Annotated in this window: 2 protein-coding genes; both read right to left on the bottom strand. The window is 74.9% G+C overall.

Annotation, left to right across the window (positions count from 1 at the left end):
• Positions 1 to 218, bottom strand: a 218-nt coding sequence (locus tag Q0994_RS33715; RefSeq protein ID WP_299542510.1) for a beta-ketoacyl synthase N-terminal-like domain-containing protein, incomplete at its 3' end; no start/stop codon positions are given.
• 67 nt (positions 219 to 285) lie between these two features.
• Positions 286 to 4,680 (bottom strand): type I polyketide synthase, encoded by a 4,395-nt coding sequence (locus tag Q0994_RS33710; RefSeq protein WP_299542512.1) that lies wholly within the window; start codon positions 4,678 to 4,680, stop codon positions 286 to 288.
• Positions 4,681 to 4,718: the final 38 nt, after the last annotated feature.

Raw genomic sequence — 4,718 nt, 5'->3', positions numbered from 1 at the left:
CGGTTGTCGGGGAACCCGCTGACCGCGTCCGTGCCCTCCGCCACCAGACGCCACAGGTCCTCGGGCGAGGAGACCCCACCCGGATAACGGCACGCCATGCCCACGATCGCGATCGGCTCGTGGCGCCTGCTCTCCATGTCCCGCAGCTGCCGACGTGCCTCCCGGACATCGGCGACGGCCTTCTTGAGATAGCCCCGGAGTTCTTCCTCGCCCGCCATGTCGCTTCAACTCCCTTTCGTGTAGGTGTGTTCGGTTCGGTTGCGGTGCGGATTCCTGTGACTCTGCTCAGTCGAGCTCGTCGACGAAGGCGAACAGTTCCTCGTCCGTCGCCGACTCCAGGTCGCCGTCCTCGGTGTCGCGAAGGACGCCGTCTCCGGCCGCCGCGTCGGCGGCGAGCAGGAGTTCGCGCAGTTGGGCGCTGATCCGGCCGTGGGCGTCCGGATCCGCGGCGGCGGACGTGATGACGGTCCGCAGACGCGACAGCTCGGTGAGCACGGCCGCGTCGGGCGCGGGCTCCTCGACGACGAGCTGCCCGGCGAGGTAGGCGGCGATGGCCTTGGGCGTCGGCTGGTCGAAGACAAGGGTGGTGGGCAGCCGCAACCCGGTCTCGGCGCCGAGCTGGTTGCGCAGTTCCACGGCGGTGAGTGAGTCGAAGCCCAGTTCCTGGACGGGCCGGTCGGCATCGATCGCCGCGGCGTCGGCATGGCCGAGCACGGCGGCCGCCCTGGCCCGTACCAGGTCGGTGAGGAGCCGGTCCCGCTCGGTGGCGGACAGCGGCGCCAGCCGCTCGGCCAGCGCCGGTCCGGCGTCCGCTCCGGAGCCCGCAACCGCGCGGGGTTTCCTGGCCGGGGTCCGTACGAGGCCCCGCAGCACCGCCGGAACCTCTTCACCGCTCCGGCCGCGCAGGGCGCGGACGTCGAGCCGGGTGACGGCCAGGGTGCTGTCCCCGGCCGCCGGTACGGCGTCGAACAGGGCCATCGCGTCGTCGGTGGCCAGGGGCAGCAGCCCGGAGCGGGTGAGCCGGCGCAGATCGGTGTCGGCCAGGTGCCCGGTGATGGTGCTGGACTGGTCCCACAGGCCCCAGGCCAGGGAGAGGGCGGGCAGGCCGTGGGCACGGCGGTGCGCGGCGAGGGCGTCCAGGAACGTGTTCCCGGCCGCGTAGTTCGCCTGCCCCGCCGTACCGAGCAGACCCGCCACCGAGGAGTACAGGACGAAGGCAGTCAGACCCAGGTCCCTGGTCAGCTCGTGCAGATGCCACGCCGCGTCCACCTTGGGACGCAGCACGGCCTCCAACCGCTCACCCGACAACCCCTCCACCGTCGCGTCGTCCAGCACGCCCGCCGTGTGCACCACACCCGACAGACCCTTGCCGACCCGGCCCACCAACTCCGCCAGCCGGTCCCGGTCGGTGACGTCACACGCCTCCACCACCACCGACTCCGCACCCAAGGCCGCCAGTTCACCCACCAGCTCCGCCGCACCGGGCGCATCCCCGCCCCGCCGACTCACCAGCACCAACTCCCGCACCCCGTGCACCCGCACCAGATGCCGGGCGAGGACGGCTCCCAGCGTGCCGGTGGCACCCGTGATCAGGACCGCGCCGTCGCCCCACGCCGGGGCCGCCGGTGCGTCCTCGGCCGGCCGGACCCGCGCCAGCCGTGGTACGAGGAGCCCGTCGCCGCGCAGCGCGACCTGCGGTTCTCCGCTCGCCACCACCTCGGGAAGAGCGGTGGGGAGCCGGCCGGGGTCGTCGGTGTCGACGAGCTGGATCCGCCGCGGGTGCTCGGACTGGGCCGATCGCAGCAGGCCCCACAGCGGGGCGCGTGCCAGGTCGGTCACGTCCTCGTCCGGGGCGGTGGCGACCGCACGGCGGGTGACGGCGACGAGGCGGGTACCGGCGAGCCGGTCGTCGGACAGCCATGCCTGGACGTCCTCCAGGGCCGCACGGGCGGCGGCCCGGGCGTCCTCGGCCACGAGACGGCCGGAAGGCGGTCCGGCGAGGTACGGCAGGACCAGCACAGCCGGCGCGGGTGCTCCCGCGTCCAGCGCGCGAACCAGAGCCGCGGGGTCCGCGTGCGAGGTGACCCCGGCCCGCAGCCCGAGGGCGTCCGCTCCTCCGGCCCCGAGCACCGCCCAGCCGTCGGCCGCGGCGCCCGTTGCGGCGCCGTCCGTCGGCTCCCAGTCGATCCGCAGCAGCCCGTCGGGCTGCGCCCCGCCGTCCGGGGCGCCCGCCTGCCGGGGGCGCAGGGCCAGTTCCCGTACCGAGGCGAGCGTCGTGCCCTGCTCGTCGGCGACGAGCAGCGCGACGACCGGGGATCCGGCTTCGGTGCCGGTACGGGCGAGCCGTACGCGCAGGGCCGTGGCTCCGGTGGCGCGCACGGAGACGCCGGACCACGAGAAGGGCAGCAGCGGGTCGCCGGTCTCCTGGGCGACGCCGGGCAGCAGCGGGTGCAGAGCGGCGTCCAGGAGGGCCGGGTGGATCGCGAACCGTCCGGCCAGGGGTCGTTGACCGGCGTCCAGGGCCACCTCCGCGTACAGGGCGTCGTCCGAGCTCCACAGCCTGCGCAGATTACGGAAGGCGGGCCCGTAGACGTAGTCCTGGGCGGCCAGTCGGTCGTACGCGCCGTCCAGGTCGGTCTCGGTGGCGCCGGGCGGCGGCCAGGCCGTGAGGTCGCCTTCGTCGTCCGCGCTGCCGTCCTCGGCGTGCAGTGTGCCGTGGGCGTGGAGCGTCCACCCGTCCTCGGCCGGGTCGTCGTCGGGCCGGGAGTGGATCCGCAGGGGGCGCGCCCCCTCGGCGTCCGGCGCGCCCACGGTGACCTGGAGCCGACGGGCGCCGTGGCGCGGCACCACCAGCGGCGCGGCCAGGGTCAGTTCGCCGACCGCGGGCGAACCGGCGCGCTCTCCGGCGGCCAGAGCCACCTCCAGCAGGCCGGTGCCGGGCACCAGCACGGCGCCGGCCACGGCGTGGTCGGCCAGCCAGGGATGGGTGTGCAGGGACAACCGCCCCGTGAAGACGTACTCGTCGCGGTCGGCCAGCGACAGCTCGGCGCCGAGCAGCGGATGGTCCGCGGCGGACAGGCCGAACCCGGCGGCGTCGCCCACGGAGGCGGGGGCGTCCAGCCAGTAGCGCTGCCGCTGGAAGGCGTAGGTGGGCAGCGCGGTGTGCCGGGCGCCGGGGAACACGGTCTCCCAGCGGAGCCGGGCTCCGTGGGCGGCCAGCAGGCCCAGCGCCGAAGCGAACGTCCGCGGTTCGGGGCGGCCGCGGCGCAGGGTGGCGACGACGGCGCCGGCCTCATCGGTCAGCGACTGCTGTACCAGAGCGGTCAGCACCCCGTCGGGGCCCAGCTCCACCCATTCGGTGACGCCCCGGCCCTCCAGCAGGCGCACGCCGTCCAGGAAGCGGACGGTCCCGCGGATGTGCCGCGCCCAGTAGTCGGGCGAGGCGAGCTCCTGCGCCGTGGCGATCTCGCCGCTGAGGTTGGAGACGATCGGGATGCGGGGTTCCCGGTAGGTCAGCCCGGCGGCGACCGCGCGGAACTCGTCGAGGATCTCTTCCATGTGCGGCGAGTGGAAGGCGTGGCTGACCGGCAGTCGCCTGGTCCGGGCGCCCTGCTTGCCGAAGTGGTCCGCGACCGCCTCGACGGCGGCGGCGTCGCCGGAGACGACCGTGGAGCGCGGCGAGTTGACCGCGGCGACGTCGACCCGTCCGTCGTACGGTCCGAGCGCGGCGCGCACATCCTCCTCCGCCGCCTCGATCGCCGCCATGGCGCCGCCCTCCCGGACGGCCTGCATCAGCCGGCCGCGCTCCGCCACGAGGACGGCGGCGTCCGGCAGGTCCAGGACACCCGAGAGGTGGGCGGCGGTGACCTCGCCCACGGAGTGGCCGAGCAGGAAGTCCGGGGTGAGGCCGTGGTGCTCGGCGAGCCGGAAGAGGGCGGTCTCCACGGCGAACAGCGCGGCCTGGGTGAATGCCGTCTGGTCGATCAGTGCCGAGTCGGCGGAGCCCTCCGGGGCGAACAGCACCGACTTCAGCGGCCGGACCAGTTCCCGGTCCAGGTGCGCGCAGACGTCGTCGAGTGCGGCGGCGAAGACCGGTGAGGTCCCGTAGAGCTCCCGGCCCATGCCCAGTCGCTGCGCACCCTGACCCGTCAGCAGGAACGCCGTCTTCCCGCGTACCGCGGGGGCGGCTCGCAGAACGGTGGCGCCGCTCTCGCCGCGGGCCAGCGCGCCCAGCCCGTCGAGCAGTTCGGCGCGGTCCGCGGCCACGACGACCGCGCGCCGGTCGTGCAGCGCCCGCGTGGTGGCCAGGGCGTGGCCGATGTCGGCGAGGTCCGTCTCCGGGTGCGCCGTCAGATGGGCGAGCAGCCGTCCGGCCTGGGCCGTGAGGGCGGGCTCGGTGCGGGCGGACAGCAGCCAGAATGCGTCTCCCGCGGTCGGCCGGGGGGATGTCGGCCGTGGCTCGGGGGCGGGTCGTGGTTCGGGTTCCTCGATGATGACGTGGGCGTTGGTACCGCTGATCCCGAACGAGGAGACCCCCGCTCGGCGGGGCCGGCCCGTGACCGGCCACTCCCGCGCCTCCGTCAGCAACTCCACCGCACCGCTCGACCAGTCGACCATCGGCGACGGCTCGTCCACGTGCAGCGTCCTCGGCAACACCCCGTGCCGCATCGCCTCCACCATCTTGATCACACCACCCACACCCGCAGCCGCCTGCGCAT

The organism is uncultured Streptomyces sp. (assembly GCF_947488945.1).
Classification (GTDB): domain Bacteria; phylum Actinomycetota; class Actinomycetes; order Streptomycetales; family Streptomycetaceae; genus Streptomyces.
The sequence above is the reverse complement of the archived record's forward strand: the minus strand, read 5'-3'. Positions and strand labels throughout refer to the sequence as shown.